Genomic DNA, 17,607 nt, shown 5'->3' with positions numbered 1-17,607 from the left:
CCGCCATCAGACAGGTTCATTTATGGGTGCTTCCGGAGGTGATGCGCACATAGGATTCGCGAAACGGGCGGGTGACTCGATAGAGCCACTGCCACCCTTGGGGTAACGGCCAACTCTGGTAGTCAGCATAGCTAGGCCGGAACAGGCGCGTCCAACCCAGCAGTTTCCAGCGCAACCATTGCCGTGCGTTGGTTTGCCAGCTGAACGAGAAGTCTGGCGTGGCCTTCTGGCGGCGCATGGCAAGCTCGACCTGGTGGTCGCCCTGCATGGCTTTCAATGACATGGCCAGCATCTCCCTGCCATTGTCCGATAGCGCCTTGCCTTCCCATAGCTCGGGGTCTGCCAGGGTATTGAACAGCTCCAGGGAGGCCTCCACGGTGGCGCGAAGGTTACGTCGGTCTGCACACGCCATGACGGCCTTGAGATCGAAACTGGGGTGGCGCTGGATGGCGTCCATGTCGACCAGCCAGTGCAAGTGGGACCAGTAGTGCTTGGTGTGATGCCAGCAGATATAGACGAACAGCTCTGCGGTCGGCATCACCGATATGTAGCGGCTACCAAGGCGCATCGGCTCGGCCATGGCCAACACCTGGCGAGAATCGTAGATCGAGCCGATGTTGTCGATGCGCTGATGAAACTCGATGGCGATCCGCCGCGGTGACACCAGCGTAATGACCTTCTGCACCCGCGAGACGAATGCCAGGCTGGTCGCATCACTCTCCAGCGCCGCAGGGTCGAGCGGGGAATACCCCTGACTCAACGCATGCTCCAGTAACTCGGCCATGCGCTCGCGAGGCACCAGCACATCGATATCCTGGCAGAAGCGCATGGCCGGCTCGTCATAATACCGCTCGGCCAGCGTCGGTCCCTTGAAGAACACATGCTGGAGCTCCAGGGGCTGCAGCAGGTCCTTGACCAGGTCACGCAGCGCCGCCGTCACATTCATGTTGTATTGCAGAACGCTGAGGGAGTGCAGCTTCATCAGATCGAGCTGTGCTTCGGGCAGCGACGGTGGCGTGAGCTTGCGCAGGTGGCGATACACCAGCGGCAGCACGAATCGCTCCTGGGCCCGGTGTGTAAACTGCTCCCAGTCCTCGATTTCCTCACAGAGCGCGAGCGCAGCAAGGCGCTGGGCCTCCGTGAGCTGCAGCCGTGCGAGGAGTATCAACAACCGTAAACAAGGATCCAACTGAGTCGGCGCGTTGAGCGTAACTGTCATGACGAGCGTCCCTTACTGACTTTGGCGCCAACTTTCAGCCATATTTGCGCCTTTTTATCAAAGACTTGCATTATTTTTCGTGCTTCCCTGGTACGAGATCTCATCGCGTCGCAAGCTAGACGCGCCTAGCGTTCCTGCGTATTGCAGGAATGCTGCCCACGTGCGACAAACGATGCCAGCGGGGGCTGCCTACGGCAGTAATATTAACAGTCTAGTGACAAAATAACAGCCCGCCAGTCATGCGACGGACAGCTCCCCATGGCCGCCACATCCCGCATCATCACCGGGCTCACGGGTAGGAACTGCTTTCACACCGATTGCCGCGAGCAGACTTCGCCCCGCCATCATTAACATAAAAACACATTTTTCGCTGACAGCATTGCTCCCATGTCAGCCATTCTGCTAGGTTAGATTCATCGTCAACCGAACGCCTGGCGTGCCATTGGATGGCACGATACTCACGTTCTCAAACAAGGAATGCTTTGCGCGGCCATGAACGACGCCCCTTCGAGCCCAGACTCATTCTGCGATACCGAGCATACGTTCCAGCTGCACTTGCCGTGGCCCGTTCCCGCATTCAGTGACCCCGACGAACACGTGCCGGAACTCGACCCTGCGTTCCGCTTCATGCCAGACGTCACGAAAGCCATACTCATGGGCTTTACCCACAATCGACGCGTATACCTGCATGGCCCCCACGGGAGCGGCAAGTCATCGCATATCGAACAGGTAGCCGCGCGACTCAATTGGCCCTGTATCCGCATCAATCTCGATGGACACATCACCCGTGCCGACCTGATTGGCCGTGACATGGTTGTGATCCGCGACGGCAAGCAGGTCACCGAGTTCGTCCCGGGCATCCTGGTCTGGGCCCTGGAGAGGCCCGTTGCGATCGTCTTCGATGAATACGATGCCGGCCGCCCCGACGTCATGTTCGTCATACAGCGCCTGCTCGAAAGCCACGGGCGCCTCACCCTGCTCGACCAGAATCGGGTGATTACCCCGCATCCGGCATTTCGCCTGTTTGCCACGGCCAATACGGCTGGGCAAGGCGACGCCACGGGCCTCTATGCCGGCACCCAGGCTCTCAACCAGGCACAGATGGATCGTTGGCATGTGGTGTCGGAGCTCGGCTATATGCCCCCCGCCCAAGAGCAGGAAATACTCAAGGCCCGACTACCCGATCTTGAGGCGACCATCGTCGAGCGCATGGTGACCTTCGCCGGGCTGACTCGCAGGGCCTTCCAACAGGGCGATCTTTCTTCGCTGCTTTCGCTGCGCACACTGGTCTCCTGGGGAGAAAATATCACGCTCATCGACGACACAGAAGAAGCGCTGCGACTGGCCTTCGTTAACCGCTGCGACGACACCGAGCGCCCGCTGGTCGCTGAACTCTACCAGCGCTGTTTCGACGCTGAGTTACTGCAGGGCACGGCCCATGTCTCAGGCATCTATTGATCCCAGTCGTGCTTCAGAGCTGATCACTGCGTGGACGCGCACCTACGCTGCTGGTCACTCGTCCGTTCAGCCACTGGGCGTAGCCTCTCCTTGCAACACCCTCAGTCGTGGCGAAGCAGATGCCCTGGCAGCATGGCGTCGCTGGCACGATCCCGACCAGGACAACGCGTTCAGCGAGCAGGAGTGGGGCTGGTACGCCCTAATCGAGCGAGCGCGAGTCGAGACGCTAGCCTCACGCCACCTCCCCGGCATGGCCAGTAACCTGATGCATGCCGAACTAACGGCACCCGACGACAGCGCCATGGCCGCCCTCTACCGGGCCTCACGCACTCTCCTTGCTGGGCAACCCCAGCATCCCCCAACGATTCTTCAAGCCCCTCCAGTCCAGCCAGTCTCTCGCCCCTCGTGGCTGAAAAAACTGCTTGCGCCCGGCGCGGCGGGCAACCAACAAGGTTCGCCGCTGGAGAATTTGCAGGATAGCGATATCTTGCATGCGCTTAGTGCGGCCTCGCACCACCTGGAGGACAGCCGCGCCTTCAGTGAGTCTGTCACGCCCATCGTGAAGCGTCTTGCCCGTTACTACGCTGACAGCCACCCACCCCAGCTAACGCTACACGGCAATTCTCGGCATGGCTCTGCAGAGGAGGACCCTGACGCCGAACTCACCGCTGCGGGTCGCCCCCACGATGTTCAAACGATGGAGGACGAGCAAAACGAACGCGACGACCGCCAGCAAGGCTATGCGGTGTACTCGCGTGCCTGGGACGAGCAACAGCCAGCGAGCTTCTGGTATCGCAGTGATGATGCCATCGCCCTGAAGCAGCTGGACATGCCAGACCGCAGGCGGCTCCGCCAGTTGGCGCATCGCCTGCAGCGACGCCTGATGGCGGCACGTCTACGCCACTGGTCGTTCGATCAGGATGAGGGACGGCTCGACAGCCGCCGCCTGGCCAGGCTGATTGGCGACAACCCAAGCCGACGGGTGTTTCGCGTCGAACAGCAAGCCCCAGTGCCCGAGGCCTGCGTGACGCTGCTGGTAGATCAATCCGGCTCCATGCGGGGCGAACGCAGACGCATCGCGGCGATCGCGATCGACCTCGCGGTGCATACCCTGGAGCTGTGCAAGATACGTTGCGAAGTACTGGGGTTCACGACGCGCTTCAGTGCCGACAATCCCCTGGCCCAGCAGTGGCAGGCCGGCCCAAGCTTGGAGATACCGGGGCGGCTGAATGCCGTTCGCCATATCATCTATAAAACGCCAGAGCAGCCATGGCGTCGCGCCCGCCAGCACCTGGGGCTGTTGCTACGCGATGAGCTGGGTCACGAGAACATCGACGGTGAAGCTCTCTACTGGGCAGCCAAACGCCTGATTCGTCAGCCACAACCGCGCAAGGTGCTGATCGTACTCTCCGACGGCGCGCCCTACGACAAGGCAACGGCTCAGGCCAATGGCCGAGAGTTCCTCGAGCAACACCTCAGGCGCGTCATCCAGGAGATCGACCAGAGCGCGATCAGCCTGGCGGCCATCGGCACCGGCCAGGATGTCGCACGCTTCTATCGTCAGGCGCTGACCGTGCGCCGGCCGGAAGCGGTCGCCGAATCGCTGTTCGAGCGGCTCGGCGATCTTCTTACCCACGCTGTGCAAGATGAGACACGCTCATGAGTGCCATAGCAGGCCTGCTACAACTCGACGGTCAAGCCATCGACCGCGACACACTGCATCGGATGCAGGTACTGCTGACACCTTACGGGCGGGATGCCCAGCATGCATGGCAGCAAGGCGCCAGCGGCATGCTGCGCACCCTGCTTCGCACGACGCCGGAGGATAGCCTGGACCACCAGCCGCTGGTGGATGCTGCATCGGACATGGTGGTGGTGTTCGACGGTCGTCTGGACAACCGCGACGAGCTTGCCACGGCACTTGAAATAGCAACCTCGGAACTCGCCTTGATGGCCGACAGCGATCTGGCCCTGCACGCTTGTCGGCACTGGGGCATGGACACCCCGAAGCACCTGCTCGGAGACTTTGCTCTGGCATGCTGGCAGCCCAAGCGCAAGCGACTGTGGCTGGCACGCGACCCACTGGGTAACCGCCCGCTGTTCTGGTATAAGCGGCACGACCTGTTCGCCTTCGCCACCATGCCCAAGGCACTCTTCGCCATCCCCGGGCTAAGCAAGGCGATCTGTGAAGAGCAGCTGCATGATTACCTGTGCATGCTGCCCATGACAGGACCGGCCTCCTTCTTCAAGGACGTGTATCGCGTTGAGCCTGGGCATACCGTGCTGCTCGAAGATGAGCGCCTCAGCGCACAGCGCTATCACCAGTTCGATCCCGACTACGAGATTCACCTCGAGAGCGATGAGGCGTATGTGGACGCCCTGCGTGAACACTTGAATCGCGCGGTGGCCTGTCGACTGCGTGCCGTTGGACCCGTTGCCACACACCTGAGCTCTGGGAAAGACAGTACGACCGTCACTGCCTTCGCCGCCCAGCAATTAGCCCAGCAGCACAAGCCGCTCATCGCCTACACCGCCGTACCGCGTGAAAACTTCGACGGCCCAGTGCCCAGCGGCCGCCATGCCGATGAAGGCCCAGCGGCACGCAAGGTCGCCGATCGATTCAGCAACGTCGAACATGTCTTGATCCGTACCGACGGCACCTCCCCACTGGATAACCTCCACGAGACCACAGAGATGCTGGATCGAGCGCCACTCAACGCCTGTAACGTGGCCTGGGCGGCAGCCATTCGGGAGGACGCCGCCAGGCGCGGTGTCAAAGCGCTGTTGTGCGGCGACAAGGGCAATATGGGCATCTCCTATGACGGCATGCCCTATCTACCGCAGCTGCTACGCACTGGCCGTTGGCCGACCCTATGGCGGGTCTACAAGGAGATGAAGCGCCAGTACCCCACCATGACATGGCGCCAGATGGTTAAGTTCTCCACTGCCCCGCTACTCCCCCGCCCGCTGTGGCAGGCATTCGAAAAGTATCGCAATCGGGCGTGGGAGCTCAGCAACCACTCTGCCGTCAGTCCCCGACTGTCGCGCAACCTGAATACACGCAAGCGTGCCAGTGAGCTGGATTTTGACCTGACCTACCAGCCTCCCGCCAATGGCCGACAGCACCGCATCGACGTGCTCTACCTCACCGACACCGGTGAGTACAATGCTGCCGCCAACGTTGACGGCGTCGAGTATCGCGACCCCACCGCCGACGTGCGTCTCATGGAGTTTTGTCTGGCAGTGCCCGATTCCCAGTATCTGAAAGACGGCGAGCCACAGTCGCTCCTCAAGAAGCTGATGGCAGACGTGCTTCCTGACGAGATTCTGCATGCCAAGACACGCGGCCTGCAGGCCGCCGACTGGTACGAGCAAACCGAGCAAGCCATTCCCGAACTGCGTGCAGAACTCGAGCGGCTCAAGGCGCATGGCAGTGCTAGCCACTTTTTGGACCTTGACGCGCTGCAACAGGCCCTGGATGAGTGGCCAAAGGGGGGATGGGCCTCCCCAGAGATAGAGAGGCGCTACCGTTACAAGCTGCTGAGAGGGCTGTCGGTGGGAACCTTCATCCGCTATGCGGACGAAGAAAATGAGTAACTTTGTGTAAAAAAATAAGTAGATGAGTATCCAACCACTCGCTATACTGGAGGGGTTGCCATTCAATCCGGCAACGCAACTAAAGGATGAACATTATGACCCAGATGGATCGCAAGCCCTATGCTAGCCCTTCCGTTCAGGAGCTGGGCGCTCTGAAAGACATCACCGAGTCAGGTGGCCTGCCGCTCGCAGACACCCCTGGGGGTTCAGACGGCACCGCCAACAAGCCGGGCTCCTAAGCTCAGCTTGCGTTGATGTCTAGCAAACTAGCCGCATATTGCCACTTCGTGGCAATATGCGGCTCTTATTGAAAAGTCATCGCTCATAAATGCAAAAGATGGCCGTAAGACCCCAGTCATATACATTAACCATATCTAGCTGAGTATGAAAAAATGTCATCCTCTACGATCTCTTCTACTACCCTACTCAAGCGCAACCCAGACATGGTAGCAGCCAACATCGACGGTGACGTCGTGATGATGGGAGTGGATCAAGGGCAGTACTATGGCATCTCAGGCGTTGGATCGCGCGTCTGGGAACTGCTCGAGGAACCGATCTCTATCGACGGCATCACGGAAGTTATCTGTCGAGAATATGAGACCGACTCGGCGACATGCCATGACGATATGTCGAAATTCGTCAACGAGCTAGTGAAGATCGACTTGATAGAAGTCGTAGAATAGGGCGTCTACTGCGTGGGAACTTACTTTCAAACCCAGAAGATGGGGTTTATGAAGAAGGTCAGGCGTAAGGCGACTAGCTTCTTGCGCCAACCTGGCTTTGCCAAACGCTGGCTCCCCTTACTTTGGATACTGCTTGGATTGAGCAGAATGACGATTCTGGTTTTCTCGTTTCGTCGCCTGGCTCCCCATCTCGGCAATCCAGTGGGCATCTCCGCGTGTATTCCCCTGCTAACTCCTCAGCAAGAAAACAAAGCAGCCCAAATTGGCCAAGCGATCAGGCTTGCCGCACGCTATACGCCATGGGTCTCCAACTGTTTCCCTCAAGCAGTTACCGCTCGACTGCTTCTCGGCTTGTATGGCATTCCCTACTCGCTGTACTTCGGCGTCATGCGCGACCCCAGCACTGGTGAGTTCAAGGCCCATGCCTGGGTAGCCGCCGGCCGTGTGGCGGTCACCGGGGGATACGGCTTTAACCTTTTCACTGTCGTTGGGTGCTACACCTCTCTCTCACAGAACGCGTAAGGCCCAACTCGGCCTCCGCTTGCCCAGCCCGAACAAGCCCCCCTGATATGTTCCTCCCAGAACAGCCGGGTGGTGTCCTGAAAACCACTCGGCTCGATCAATCACCCAAGGTGTAATTTGCTTTGTGCGTCATCATCATGCATGGCGCTCTTTACCGACGACTAACATTAAATGCTCAAGAAGGTACCACCACTACCCCACCTTAAATGTAACATTTTGATACGCAACCTGACGGTGAAGCTCACACCTAATTGTGATTTTTCCTAACACCAAAAAATAACATTAAAAATCAACAGCTTGTAGAAGATTGCATTGAGTAAACTGCGAATGATGTGCTTGATGGCAGGGTGGCCAGCGGCTAAGATTTGACAAGAATGTAATCAGATGTATCCAGGGAGTGGCGATACATCAAGAGCATTCTAACAGAGCAGCAGGGGTGAAGTGTCCATCAAGGTATACGTCTCAATAGCACCATGGAGTAGTCGCATGAAAACTGATAAGAAAGAAAAGTATGTTTCACCGGTAATAGTCTCGCTGGGTTCGCCTTCTGAAATTACCCAATCCGGCGACCTGCCAAACGCAGACACACCTGGAGGCTTGAACAATACGGCTAATAAGCCCGGCTCCTGATGTAGTAGCCGTCTAAAACATTGCGTACTACACAATACAACTTCCCAAGGACGGAAAATTATCACCAGCAGGCTAATCAATCATTGTGTAGTACGCACAATGCTTTCTGCGAATAGCAGCTTGTTCTTCAAGAAGGCTATACGCTACCAGTATGTTGTTGCCATAGCGTTTCCCAATTAAGGCCCAAGAAACTAGGGCCTGTAGTCGCTTCGGAAAACACAATGCTGTTATGCCGCGCATTCCACTCCATGATTTTGGCTCCCTCTTCGCGATCTATCGCAATATCCCAGCCAATACAGCCCAGATGCGGAAAGTCCTGGTGAAGGCGGCGACACACTGCTGCTGCTTGATGAAAGGCGGGAATTTGAATATTGCTGAACGAAGTCCCCGTATCGGGATGTGACTCGACTTGGCGCCAGTCAGGCATGAAGCCGCGTGGCCAAAGTACCCCCGTTGCCATCTCGACAGGCACTCTGATTTCACTTACCGCCCTGACATAGCGATCATGCGCCCTTCCCAACCTGAGATCGGCTGCTCGCAGCTCGACACTGCCATCCGGCATTTTGGCGGTGGTAAGTCTTAGCGTAGCGGTGGAATTGGGCGTCAGTGCGTCGAATATCTGATGTTGAATCACCGGACGCTGGAAAACCCCATCGGGTAATCTCGCCAGTGTCTCAGGACTGATATCGCCTCTTCCAAGAATGCGAATGCCCTGGCCCTGAAAGGAGCGATCGGGCTTGAAGAAGACACGTTCGTCTGCCGCGAACAGCAGATCAATCAAGGCAGGGGCTCTCACCACGGAATAGTCCGCAGCATAACCTATCCCATCGATGAGATAGGCGATATCCGGCAAAGCGGTTGAGTTCAGCAAACGCTTGGTCAGGGTCTTGGTATTGGTCGCTTGGCCGATTTGGCCGTTCTTGCATGGCAACACAACTAACTGATAGTAATCGCCAGGGATCCATCCCTCCACGAATGCACCATGAACGGCAGAATATACCTTCAGCCAGGGGGCGTATTTCGCGCTACCTAATACCTCGTGGGCATAGTCACGCGCCTGCCGCCGAATAGATGAATCAAGCGCTCCGTTGTACTGCTCGATGTTGGCAAGTAACCGCTGTGCCATCCTGGCGTGCTGGGCATGGCAGCGCTCGCGCTGCACGCGCAGAGCTGCCTGCTTGACGAGGCGCTTGATAGCTGACGCTGCCATCAGCGTGCCATGTCGAACACTGCGAGACCGGCAATACTCACCGCTAGCGCTCCCCGGGGTCCTGGCTCTGCATGATCCTTTCCAGTAAAGGTTCAATGCTGGTATTCATATCCTCCAGCGACCAGGGGCGACGGAAACGATAGACCTCAATCTTGCCCGCCAGCTTGGTGCATTCACGCATCAGCCCTTGCGGACTGTGGAACTCAGTGCCCATCTCGGGCCGGTAGAGGGTGGCCATCACCGACTTGAAGGCTTCGACCCCCGTGATGCGCTGGAGGCTCGCTGCTTCGCCCTCCTCCGCACGCTCGAGCATGACCAGCGCCTTGAGCGGATAGGGATGGTCCTGGAAGCCTTTGTTGAGCATCAGGTGATACTTGTCTTCCCGCGTAAGATCGCGGACCAGGCCTTCGGTCTGAATGCCCAGCGCAGCCAGGGCATCCTTCCACAATTTAACCCTGGGTGGCCCGGGGTGGAGGTAGGGAACCTCCTCATGGGGCTTGATCACGGCAACATCGTCGGTCACCAGCGGCCAGCCCTGGGTATAGTGCAACCAAGCGCCGATCGTCGACTTGCCAGCGCCGGAGTGGCCGGTAAACGCCCATACGCCCCCGGGAGTTTTCAAGGCACTGACATGCAGCGGCAACCAGTGCCGTTGATGCAGCAGCCCGCCAAGCGCACTGCCTAGCAGGAACAGGCGAATATCGCCTGGGTCGGCGACAGGGTCGACGCCGCGGGGCACCCGACGGTCGAGCAGGATCCGCTGGCCATGTTCGACCCGGTAGCGGGCAATGCCCTCGATGGTGATCTGGCAGCGATCATCACCCATCTCCAACCAGCCCTTGCGAAAGGTGGCGTCGTCCAACTGATCCGCAACGCCGGGCGTCTCTATCACGACATCGGGTTGGTCGCAGGGCGCAATGACCGGCAGCTCGGGCAGTTCCAAGCGGGACTCTATCTTCAAACCATAGGTGTGGTAGTAGTAACGCGCATCGCTGGCAGGCACATTGCCGCGTCGCTCATCCTGCATGGATGCGGCACGACCTGACACCGGCTCTTTTCCTTGACTGGCCACTATCCAAACTCCCTTATTCTATCGTGCTCGTAAGCACTGCCCCCTACGCCACCGCCACCGCAGAAACAAGCCTGCGGCGCCGAGGCGCCGCAGGCCGTGAGTGGCTAGTGCCCTTGCATCATGAGTACTCGGGCTCATCCGGATAGCTTGGCTTCTTGGAACGCCAATGATCCAGCTTTCTCTGCCACAGATAGTGCTTCCAGCCCCAAAATTCAGTTTTTTCTGCCATGGAGCCGATGGCTACCACAGCGGGTGACTCGTATGCCTTACGGCTTTCGGAACCCTGCATGATCTTTTCTCCTGATTGCGGATAACAAACAGTGTTTTTATTAACAAAAAATAACCTGCGGTTACACTATAAATCGTCCTAAGCAATAGTCAAATCCATCTGATGCAAAAGTGGCTCGAGAGAGCGAGATACCTCCTGCAGATCCCAGGGGCGTCGGTAGCGGTAGACGCGTATGCGCTCGGCCAGCGCCTGGCAATCCCGCATCATCGCCTCTGGCGGGTTATACGGGCGACCCAGTTCGGGTCGATAGAGCGCTTCGAGCAGCAGAAACAGAGCTTCGGGTCCCTGCACTTCCGTCAGTTGCACGGGCTCATCGCCGCCTCCCCGTTCCAGCACCACCAACGCCCTGAGGGGCTCAGGCCGTGATGCCTGGCTTGCCTCGAGCGTCAGGTGGAACTTGTCGACGCGCGTCAGATCGCGCTGCGCGCCCTGGGTATCCCACTCAAGCGCTGCCAGCGTCTGCTTCCACAGCTTGACCTTGCGCGGGCCAGGGTAGAGCAGCGGCTCGGCATCGGCAGGCTTTACGACGGCCACATCATCGGTGACCAGCTCACACCCATGATAGTGATGCAGCCAGGCGCTGAGGGTGGACTTGCCAGCACCGGATTCGCCGGTAAAGGCCCATACGCCGCCGGGTGCCTTGATGGCGCTGACATGCAGCGGCAGCCAGCCACGCTGGTGCGCCAGCACGCCAAAGGCGGTACCCAACAAGTAGACGCGGATATCGGAGGGCGCAGCCGGCTCGTCGCCACTGCCTGAGTCACGCCGGTCGACGACGATCCGCCGGCCGTCTTCAATGCGATAGCGGGCGATGCCATCGACCCGCACCTGGCATTGACGCTCACCCAGCTGCAGCCACTGGTTGACCGCCCTGCCCCCCTCCAATACATCCTCGACCTCGCCGACCACTATCTCGACATCCGGTGAAGCGCAGGGTGGGGTCTCGGTGAGCTCTGGCAGCGGTATCTGGGAGGCAATATCAAACCCATAGGTGTGATAGTGGTAGCGTGGCCTCACAGACGCAGGTCTGCCTGCCCCTTGGGTAGCAGATACTTCAGGTCGTACAGCACGTGTTCCGGCTTGCCCCAGGCGCGCATGACCGATGCCCCGAGATCACGGAACTCGCGGTGCGCCACGGCGAGAATCACGGCGTCATAGGCGCCGTCCTCGGGCGACTCGATGGGCCGTATACCGTACTCACGTTCAGCTTCGTCCTTGCTGACATGCGGGTCAAAGACGTCGACCTGAATATCGTACTCACCCAGCTCCTTGAGAATATCGACGACCCGAGTATTGCGCAGGTCGGGGCAGTTCTCCTTGAAGGTCAGCCCCATCACCAGCACGCGCGCCTTCTCGACGTGAATGCGGCTCTTGATCATCTGCTTGATCAGCTGCGACGCCACGTAGGCGCCCATGCCGTCATTGATGCGTCGCCCGGAGAGGATCACCTCGGGGTGGTAGCCTACCTGCTGAGCCTTGTGCGTCAGGTAGTAGGGGTCCACGCCGATGCAGTGCCCACCCACCAGCCCCGGCCGAAACGGCAGGAAATTCCATTTGGTGCCAGCCGCCTCGAGCACCTCCTCGGTGTCCAGCCCCAGTCGGTTGAAAATCATCGACAGCTCATTGATCAAGGCGATGTTGACGTCACGCTGGGTATTCTCGATCACCTTGGCCGCCTCGGCGACCGCGATCGAACTGGCCTTGTGGGTGCCGGCCGTGATCACCCGCCGATACAGGGCATCGACGAAGTCGGCCACCTCCGGGGTAGAGCCCGCGGTCACCTTCTTGATGGTGGTGACGCGGTGCTCCTTGTCGCCCGGGTTGATGCGCTCGGGGCTATAGCCAGCAAAGAAGTCACGGTTGTAGACAAGCCCGGAGATGCGCTCGATGACCGGCACGCAATCCTCTTCGGTGGCCCCTGGGTAGACCGTTGACTCATAGATGACGATGTCGCCCTTGGCCACCACCTGGCCCAGGCTTTCACTGGCCTTGATCAGCGGTGTCAGGTCGGGGCGCCGGCTGCTATCGATTGGCGTCGGCACGGTGACGATATAAACGTTGCAGTCGCGCAGAGCCTCGAGCTCGCCCTCGAAGCTGAGCTGCGTCGACTGCGCCAGCAGCTCCGGCTCGACCTCGAGGGTCTGGTCGATGCCGTCGCGCAGTTCACTGATGCGGTTGGCGTTGATATCGAAGCCCACGGTAGGCATCACCTTGCCGAACTCTACGGCGAGTGGTAGCCCCACGTAACCCAGGCCGATGACTCCCAAACGAACGTTATCCATGCTCAGCATTGCGATGTCCCTTGTGATGGTGTGTTGATCTCGGTGCGATACCCGTTGGGGTTATGGCGCTGCCAGCGCCAGGTGTCGGCCATCATCTCGTCGAGGCCGCGAAGCGCCTGCCAGCCCATCTCTCGGTGGGCCTTGTGCGGGTCCGCCCAGAACGCCGCCAGGTCCCCTTCGCGGCGCGGTGCAAAGTGGTAGGGAATCGGCCGCTCGCTGATACGCGCGAACGCCTCGACGACCTCCAGTACGGAAAGCCCCTGGCCGGTCCCCAGGTTATAGACATGCGTGCCGGGCTCGTGCAGGCGCCCCAGCGCACTGACATGCCCCTCCGCTAGATCCATCACGTGCAGGTAATCCCTCACACAGGTGCCATCTGCGGTGGCATAGTCGTTGCCAAACACCGTCAACGAGGGCCGGCGCCCAACCGCCACCTGGGCGATGTAGGGCATCAGGTTATTGGGAATGCCCTGCGGGTCCTCCCCCAGCTTGCCCGACGGGTGCGCGCCGATAGGGTTGAAGTAGCGTAGCAGCGCCACGCACCAGCGCCCGTCACTCAGCACCAGATCCTCGAGGGCCTGTTCCACCATCGCCTTGGACGTGCCATAGGGGTTCGAGGTACGGCCACGTGGCATGCTCTCGTGGTACGGCACCGGCGCGTCGGGCCCATAGACCGTGGCCGAGGAGCTGAACACCAGGCGGAAAACCCCGGCCTGCTGCATCGCTTGGCACAGCGTCAAGGAGCCGTTGACGTTGGTGTCGTAATAGGCCAGCGGCTGCGCGACACTTTCGCCGACGGCTTTCAGACCCGCGAAATGAATCACCGCATGAATCGCGTGCTCGCTGAAGAGCGTGTCCAGGCATGCGCGATCGCGCACGTCGCCCTCGATGAAGGTCAAGGCGCGGCCGGTAATCTGCTCGACGCGGCGCAGCGCCTCCCGCGATGCATTGACGAGGCTGTCCAGCACCACCACCTCGTATCCCGCCTCGAGAAGGGCCAGCGCGGTGTGCGAGCCAATATATCCCGCGCCCCCCGTGACAAGAATCTTGCCTTGCTGCATATCAGTATCCGGCATCGATGCTCACCGCCGTAGTAAAGGGTTTGCCCTGCTGGTAGGCACGCAGGTTATCGGTGAACACCCCAATCGCTCTCTCGAGGTAGAACGGCGTGGTGCCCGACACGTGCGGCGTGATCAGCAGGTCGCTGCGTTTCCATAGTGGCGACTCGGCAGGCAATGGCTGCTGCTCGAAGACATCCAGGGCGGCGCCCTTGAGCGTGCCGCTGTCCAAGGCCCGCAATAGCGCCTCGCCGTTTACCACCCCACCACGCGAGATATCGACGAGCACCGCGCCAGGCTTGAGCTGAGCCAACAGCGCATCGCTCACCACCCCATAGGTGGCCTGAGTCAGTGGCAGGCAGACGACCAGAAAATCGGTGCGCGCCAGTTCCGGCCCGATCTCCTCCAGCGTCACCACCCTGTCGACGCCGGCGATGGCGCGAGGTGTGCGCTGAGTGCCCACCACCTGCATATCGAACGCCTTGGCGCGCCGTGCAAGGCTCTGGCCGATATGGCCAAGCCCCAGCACGGTGAGCTGGCTACCGGTCAGCTCGCCCAGCCAGCTGCGCTGCCATAGCGCCTGCCTGGCCTGATCGTGAAAGCGGCCGAACTGCTTGGTGAAGTAGAGCATGGCACCGATGGCGTACTCGCTCATCGGCGCCCCGTGTACGCCGCTGCTCTTGGTCATCCAGATCGAGGACTTGTCGAAATCCATCGACCAGATCTTTTCCACGCCGGCGGAGAGAAAGTGCAGCCAGCGATACGTGCCGAGCCTTGCCAACGCATCGGGCAGCCACGGCAGCGTCGGGGTAATCACCACATCTACCTCGGCATGGGCCGGCACGGCCTCAACGCTGTCGGCAAAAAGGAGCTCCGCCTCGGGTAGCGCTGCCCGCAGGGTGTCGGTCACCAGGACGCGCTGCTGTGCAAGCACCTCGGCTTTCTGGAGGTAGAGTACGCGCTGGATGGGTGGCGGCATCATGCAGCTCCCCGGCTACCCAAGCGGTAGGCACACTCGGCGAGTTGGCGCTGATTCTCCAGTAGTGAGGATTCGTCGGCGCTGCGCCAGTGCGCCTCGGCCTGGCGCAGCTTGGCGATCTCGGCGGGGAAGTCGAGCGTTTCAAGCAGGCCTGCCGATGTCGCGGCTCCGGCGTGGAATGCCCGCGACAGGATGATCCACTGCGAGCCAAGCCGCACGTGCTCGCCAAGCACGGTTTCGGCGGGTAGCTCGCCCTGCCCAATCCGCGCGACGCCACCGACGCCCCACGCCACCCCAGCCTGGTTGAGTTGTGCCGCAGCAGGGTCCAGCAAGCGTGCCGCCATGGGCTCGAACAGAAAGCCCAGGCCCATGCTCAAGGAGAGATCGTTGAGGCCGATGTGCACTTCATCATGCCCCGGCGTCAGCAAGCCGATCCAGTCGGGTAACCGCACCAGCGAGGCGGCCGTCTCGGCCAGAAACGTCACGGGGACGCGCCCATTGACCATGTCCAGGAACCTGCCAACCTCCTCGCGAGTGGAGAACATCGGCAACATCAAACGCTGCGCGCCGTGGTCTAGCGCACCCTCCACTTCTTCGCGGGTCGATGCATTGAGCGGATTCAGCCGCACCATCAGCTCCGCGCGTTTCAGCACCGCCGCGACCGCAGCAATCTCTTCGAGGGAGTGCGCCGCCTTGTGGGTGTCCAGGTGCCCCTGACGCTCGGCCTTCCCCAGCACCTCCTGATCCATGAAGATGCGCGCCACGTCATGCTGCTCGATGAACGCGGCCACATCCGGGCTTGCCGTAATCATCATGAAGTTGAGCTGGCTCATCGCATGGCCTCCTCAACGTCGCTGTCCTTGGGCGGCTGCCCATTCAACCGGTCACGATAGGTGCGCCAATTGAGCCCCGGCTCACCATAGATTCCACTGCCCATCACCACCACCTTGACCGTCAGCAACAGGATCTTGAGATCCAGTGCCAGGCTCTGCTTCTCGACGTACTCGGCATCGTGGGCCAGCTGCTCCAGCCAGCCCAGGCTGCGCCGACCTCTGACCTGGGCAAGGCCGGTCAGCCCTGGCCGCACGCTGAAGCGCGATTTGTATCCCGGCGGCACCACCTCGGTCTGCTCCATCAGCACCGGCCGAGGCCCGACCACGCTCATGTCACCCTTGAAGATATTGATAAGCTGCGGCAGTTCATCGAGGCTGGTGGCGCGAATGATACGGCCGGCCCGGGTAATTCGCGGGTCGTGCCCTGCGCTTACCACCTGCTCCTGATGCTGGTCGATGCTCTCCGGCGCACGATGCTGCATGGTACGAAACTTGAAGATGCTGAACGGCCGTTCATTGCGCCCGGCGCGCTGCTGCATGAAAAACACCGGCCCCGCGCTATCCAGCTTGATCCACACCGCGACCAGCAGCAGCAGCGGTGCCAGCACGATCAAGCCCGCTCCGCTGGCAATCACATCGAAAAGTCGTTTGATGCCTTCCCTCATGCCAACTCCATTGCCTCTAGAATCACTTTATTCACCTTGCGAACGTCGTAGTGACGCTCGACCAGTGTCCAGGACGCCTCGGCCATCTGCGGCACCAGCGCTGGCTCCTCGACGAAGCGTCGCATCGCCTCCAGCAAGGGCCCACTGGTGCGTGGCGCGACCAGAAAGCCGTTTACACCATCTTCCACCGTCTCCCGACAGCCCGGCGCATCGCTGGTGATGATTGGCCGCCGCATGCTCATCGCCTCGAGCACCGAGCGTGGCGTCCCCTCGCGATACGAGGGCAGCACGAACACGGAGCACTGCGCTATCCACGGCCGAACGTCTGACACGCCGCCGATGAACTCCACGCACGCCTCCTGCTTCCAGCGTTCGAGGTCTTCGACAGAGCAGGAGTGTGGCAGGTTGGGGTCGTGCGGGCCGACCGCAATAAAACGCGTCGCGGGGTATTCGGTACGCAACTGGCCAGCTGCCTCGCAGAACTCTGCCACGCCTTTCTCGGTCAACAGCCGCCCGATGAACAGGAACGTCAAATCCCCTTCCGGCAGTGGGGTGGCGGTAAAGCGCTGCATATCCACCCCTGACCCGTAGGTGCGCACGGCCTTGCCGGGATCGCGCAGGATGCCGCGCTCGGTAAATTCCTGGAGGTCATCGGGATTCTGGAAAAACACCTTGCGGTTGCAGGCAAGGCCGGCTCGATACAGCCACGACACTACTTTCTGCAAGCGACGATTCTTGGGGCTGTCAGTCGTGAACACATGGCCCAAACCGGTAATCATCGAGTAGATGCGCGGCACTCCCGCAGCCTTGGCCGCCAGGCTGCCGTATACAACCGGCTTGATGGTATAGCCGAATACCGCCTTGGGCTTGAGCCGGCGGATCAGGCGATAAAGCGACCACAGCGTCTTGATATCATGTAGCGGATTGATGCCGGTACGCCCCATTTCGATCGGGTGGATCTCGATGCCCAACGCCTCGACCTCAGGCAGGTAGTCGGCGGTGGGCACCGCCGCCGCCACGACCAGCCCTCGTGCCTGCATCTCTTTTACCAGGTCCCCACGGTTGGCGATCAGGGAGCGCGCATTCCCTGCGATGATCAATAAATCCACG

At 60.3% G+C, this 17,607-nt stretch carries 18 protein-coding genes; 7 read left to right on the top strand and 11 right to left on the bottom strand.

Annotated features, from left to right (window positions below; translation table 11 throughout):
- Positions 1-16 precede the first annotated feature (16 nt).
- Entirely contained in the window at positions 17-1,219 is a 1,203-nt protein-coding gene (locus QC821_RS16370; protein ID WP_309723786.1) for a nucleotidyltransferase family protein, read from the bottom strand.
- A 492-nt stretch (positions 1,220-1,711) separates the two neighbouring features.
- On the opposite strand from QC821_RS16370, the gene QC821_RS16365 reads away from it, so the two are divergent.
- From QC821_RS16365 to QC821_RS16335, 7 genes are all read left to right on the top strand, one after another.
- The gene (locus QC821_RS16365) at positions 1,712-2,677 is read left to right on the top strand and encodes a MoxR family ATPase (RefSeq protein ID WP_309723785.1); all 966 of its coding nucleotides are present in this window, start codon (positions 1,712-1,714) and stop codon (positions 2,675-2,677) included.
- Positions 2,658-4,340 (top strand): cobaltochelatase CobT-related protein, encoded by a 1,683-nt coding sequence (locus QC821_RS16360; protein WP_309723784.1) that lies wholly within the window; start codon positions 2,658-2,660, stop codon positions 4,338-4,340. The genes QC821_RS16365 and QC821_RS16360 overlap by 20 nt, the downstream gene beginning before the upstream one ends.
- Positions 4,337-6,274 (top strand): asparagine synthetase B family protein, encoded by a 1,938-nt coding sequence (locus QC821_RS16355; protein WP_309723782.1) that lies wholly within the window; start codon positions 4,337-4,339, stop codon positions 6,272-6,274. The genes QC821_RS16360 and QC821_RS16355 overlap by 4 nt, the downstream gene beginning before the upstream one ends.
- Positions 6,275-6,369: 95 nt before the next feature.
- Complete coding sequence (locus tag QC821_RS16350; protein WP_309723780.1) at positions 6,370-6,513, top strand: hypothetical protein; 144 nt, start codon at positions 6,370-6,372, stop codon at positions 6,511-6,513.
- A gap of 204 nt (positions 6,514-6,717) precedes the next feature.
- A complete protein-coding gene (locus QC821_RS16345; protein WP_309723779.1) occupies positions 6,718-6,957 on the top strand; it encodes a PqqD family peptide modification chaperone in 240 nt (79 codons plus the stop codon).
- 39 nt (positions 6,958-6,996) lie between these two features.
- Entirely contained in the window at positions 6,997-7,479 is a 483-nt protein-coding gene (locus QC821_RS16340; RefSeq protein WP_309723836.1) for a lasso peptide biosynthesis B2 protein, read from the top strand.
- 486 nt (positions 7,480-7,965) lie between these two features.
- Entirely contained in the window at positions 7,966-8,109 is a 144-nt protein-coding gene (locus QC821_RS16335; RefSeq protein ID WP_309723777.1) for a hypothetical protein, read from the top strand.
- A 136-nt stretch (positions 8,110-8,245) separates the two neighbouring features.
- On the opposite strand, the gene QC821_RS16330 is transcribed toward QC821_RS16335, so the two are convergent.
- The 10 genes from QC821_RS16330 to QC821_RS16285 form a co-directional block, all read right to left on the bottom strand.
- Positions 8,246-9,319 (bottom strand): sugar-transfer associated ATP-grasp domain-containing protein, encoded by a 1,074-nt coding sequence (locus QC821_RS16330; RefSeq protein WP_309723776.1) that lies wholly within the window; start codon positions 9,317-9,319, stop codon positions 8,246-8,248.
- A gap of 43 nt (positions 9,320-9,362) precedes the next feature.
- Complete coding sequence (locus QC821_RS16325) at positions 9,363-10,367, bottom strand: P-loop NTPase family protein (RefSeq protein WP_309723775.1); 1,005 nt, start codon at positions 10,365-10,367, stop codon at positions 9,363-9,365.
- 142 nt (positions 10,368-10,509) lie between these two features.
- Positions 10,510-10,680: a hypothetical protein gene (locus QC821_RS16320; RefSeq protein ID WP_309723773.1), complete on the bottom strand. Its 171-nt coding sequence runs from the start codon at positions 10,678-10,680 to the stop codon at positions 10,510-10,512.
- Between the two features lie 78 nt (positions 10,681-10,758).
- Positions 10,759-11,697: a hypothetical protein gene (locus QC821_RS16315; protein ID WP_309723772.1), complete on the bottom strand. Its 939-nt coding sequence runs from the start codon at positions 11,695-11,697 to the stop codon at positions 10,759-10,761.
- Complete coding sequence (gene tviB, locus QC821_RS16310; protein ID WP_309723770.1) at positions 11,694-12,971, bottom strand: Vi polysaccharide biosynthesis UDP-N-acetylglucosamine C-6 dehydrogenase TviB; 1,278 nt, start codon at positions 12,969-12,971, stop codon at positions 11,694-11,696. Before tviB ends, QC821_RS16315 begins: the two co-directional genes overlap by 4 nt.
- Positions 12,965-14,023, bottom strand: a complete 1,059-nt coding sequence (gene galE / locus QC821_RS16305) for a UDP-glucose 4-epimerase GalE (protein ID WP_309723768.1) — start codon at positions 14,021-14,023, stop codon at positions 12,965-12,967. Before galE ends, tviB begins: the two co-directional genes overlap by 7 nt.
- A 1-nt stretch (position 14,024) precedes the next feature.
- A complete protein-coding gene (locus QC821_RS16300) occupies positions 14,025-14,999 on the bottom strand; it encodes a D-2-hydroxyacid dehydrogenase (protein ID WP_309723766.1) in 975 nt (324 codons plus the stop codon).
- Complete coding sequence (locus QC821_RS16295) at positions 14,999-15,832, bottom strand: aldolase/citrate lyase family protein (RefSeq protein WP_309723765.1); 834 nt, start codon at positions 15,830-15,832, stop codon at positions 14,999-15,001. The genes QC821_RS16300 and QC821_RS16295 overlap by 1 nt, the downstream gene beginning before the upstream one ends.
- Positions 15,829-16,497, bottom strand: coding sequence for a sugar transferase (locus tag QC821_RS16290; protein ID WP_309723762.1), 669 nt, complete (start codon positions 16,495-16,497; stop codon positions 15,829-15,831). Before QC821_RS16290 ends, QC821_RS16295 begins: the two co-directional genes overlap by 4 nt.
- Positions 16,494-17,606: a glycosyltransferase family 4 protein gene (locus QC821_RS16285; RefSeq protein WP_309723761.1), complete on the bottom strand. Its 1,113-nt coding sequence runs from the start codon at positions 17,604-17,606 to the stop codon at positions 16,494-16,496. The genes QC821_RS16290 and QC821_RS16285 overlap by 4 nt, the downstream gene beginning before the upstream one ends.
- Between the last annotated feature and the right edge of the window lies 1 nt (position 17,607).

The organism is Franzmannia qiaohouensis (assembly GCF_031451695.1).
Taxonomy (GTDB): domain Bacteria; phylum Pseudomonadota; class Gammaproteobacteria; order Pseudomonadales; family Halomonadaceae; genus Franzmannia; species Franzmannia qiaohouensis.
Note: the sequence above shows the minus strand (reverse complement) of the source record. Positions and strands in the feature narration are given on the sequence as shown.

Excerpts from the sequence above, each read along its gene's own strand:
- QC821_RS16370 (WP_309723786.1), bottom strand. The coding sequence starts at position 1,219 with ATGACAGTTACGCTCAACGCGCCGACTCAGTTGGATCCTTGTTTACGG.
- QC821_RS16365 (WP_309723785.1), top strand. The coding sequence starts at position 1,712 with ATGAACGACGCCCCTTCGAGCCCAGACTCATTCTGCGATACCGAGCAT.
- QC821_RS16360 (WP_309723784.1), top strand. The coding sequence starts at position 2,658 with ATGTCTCAGGCATCTATTGATCCCAGTCGTGCTTCAGAGCTGATCACT.
- QC821_RS16355 (WP_309723782.1), top strand. The coding sequence starts at position 4,337 with ATGAGTGCCATAGCAGGCCTGCTACAACTCGACGGTCAAGCCATCGAC.
- QC821_RS16350 (WP_309723780.1), top strand. The coding sequence starts at position 6,370 with ATGACCCAGATGGATCGCAAGCCCTATGCTAGCCCTTCCGTTCAGGAG.
- QC821_RS16345 (WP_309723779.1), top strand. The coding sequence starts at position 6,718 with ATGGTAGCAGCCAACATCGACGGTGACGTCGTGATGATGGGAGTGGAT.
- QC821_RS16340 (WP_309723836.1), top strand. The coding sequence starts at position 6,997 with ATGGGGTTTATGAAGAAGGTCAGGCGTAAGGCGACTAGCTTCTTGCGC.
- QC821_RS16335 (WP_309723777.1), top strand. The coding sequence starts at position 7,966 with ATGAAAACTGATAAGAAAGAAAAGTATGTTTCACCGGTAATAGTCTCG.
- QC821_RS16330 (WP_309723776.1), bottom strand. The coding sequence starts at position 9,319 with ATGGCAGCGTCAGCTATCAAGCGCCTCGTCAAGCAGGCAGCTCTGCGC.
- QC821_RS16320 (WP_309723773.1), bottom strand. The coding sequence starts at position 10,680 with ATGCAGGGTTCCGAAAGCCGTAAGGCATACGAGTCACCCGCTGTGGTA.
- tviB (WP_309723770.1), bottom strand. The coding sequence starts at position 12,971 with ATGCTGAGCATGGATAACGTTCGTTTGGGAGTCATCGGCCTGGGTTAC.
- galE (WP_309723768.1), bottom strand. The coding sequence starts at position 14,023 with ATGCAGCAAGGCAAGATTCTTGTCACGGGGGGCGCGGGATATATTGGC.
- QC821_RS16300 (WP_309723766.1), bottom strand. The coding sequence starts at position 14,999 with ATGCCGCCACCCATCCAGCGCGTACTCTACCTCCAGAAAGCCGAGGTG.
- QC821_RS16295 (WP_309723765.1), bottom strand. The coding sequence starts at position 15,832 with ATGAGCCAGCTCAACTTCATGATGATTACGGCAAGCCCGGATGTGGCC.
- QC821_RS16290 (WP_309723762.1), bottom strand. The coding sequence starts at position 16,497 with ATGAGGGAAGGCATCAAACGACTTTTCGATGTGATTGCCAGCGGAGCG.